Origin of the sequence: Streptomyces calidiresistens (genome assembly GCF_014141525.1) — a bacterium.
Taxonomy (GTDB): domain Bacteria; phylum Actinomycetota; class Actinomycetes; order Streptomycetales; family Streptomycetaceae; genus Streptomyces; species Streptomyces calidiresistens.
In genome coordinates this window covers 1-733 of record NZ_VKHS01001409.1, presented here as the reverse complement: position 1 = coordinate 733, position 733 = coordinate 1, and the positions used below count along the sequence as shown (strand labels likewise).

At 77.5% G+C, this 733-nt stretch carries 1 pseudogene; it reads right to left on the bottom strand.

The features are described from left to right. Window positions 1-13: 13 nt before the first annotated feature. A pseudogene (locus FOE67_RS27560) lies at window positions 14-733 on the bottom strand (hypothetical protein); the annotation flags it as partial.

Below are 733 nucleotides of genomic sequence, written 5' to 3'. Positions count from 1 at the left end.
GTGGGGGCCCGGCTCAGGGACGGCCGAGGAAGCCCTCGGTCTCGGCGGCGTCGATGATCCGCTGCGAGTAACCGGTGGTGTCGGTGATCTTCAGCTCGAAGGCGGTGAAGTAGGGGTCGCCGTTGATCTCCTCCGGGTCCTTGAGGAGGACCTCGGCCGGGAGCGGGTCGTCGAGGCACTCCGGCAGGCACCAGGTGCCGGCGAGCAGGCCGCTTCCCACGGCCTCCTCGGAGTCCCAGCTCCGCCAGGTGACGTCGTTGAGGGTGCTGAACTCGGTGAGGACGAGGTCGTCGGGGGCGCGGTCGGCCCGGCCGTCCTCGGCCCCGTGGTAGTTGAAGACCAGGGGGTCGTCGGGGGAGGCCGGGTCGGGGGCGTCCGTGCCGGTGTCGCCGGAGCCGGCGCCCGGGTCGCCGGGGTCCCCCTCGGCCGCCCCCTCGGCGGCGCCGTCGCCCTCGGCCGCGGCCCCGTCGGGGCCCTCGTCCTCGGTGCGGGTGTCGGCTTCGGTGTCGGGGGTGCCGCCGGCGGTGGGGGCGGTCTCCGTGGTGTCGCCGCCGCCGTCGGCGTCGTTGCCCGCCTCCCCGCAGGCCGCCAGGGGCAGGGCGAGGAGGGTGGCGCCGAGCAGTGCCGCGGTCAGGCGTCCGGCTCTGCCGCCGGGCAGCCGGCGCGGGCCGGCGGAGCGGGCGCGACGGGCGGTTCCGGCCTCCCCGGCGTCGACGGGGGGCGGGGTGGTGGT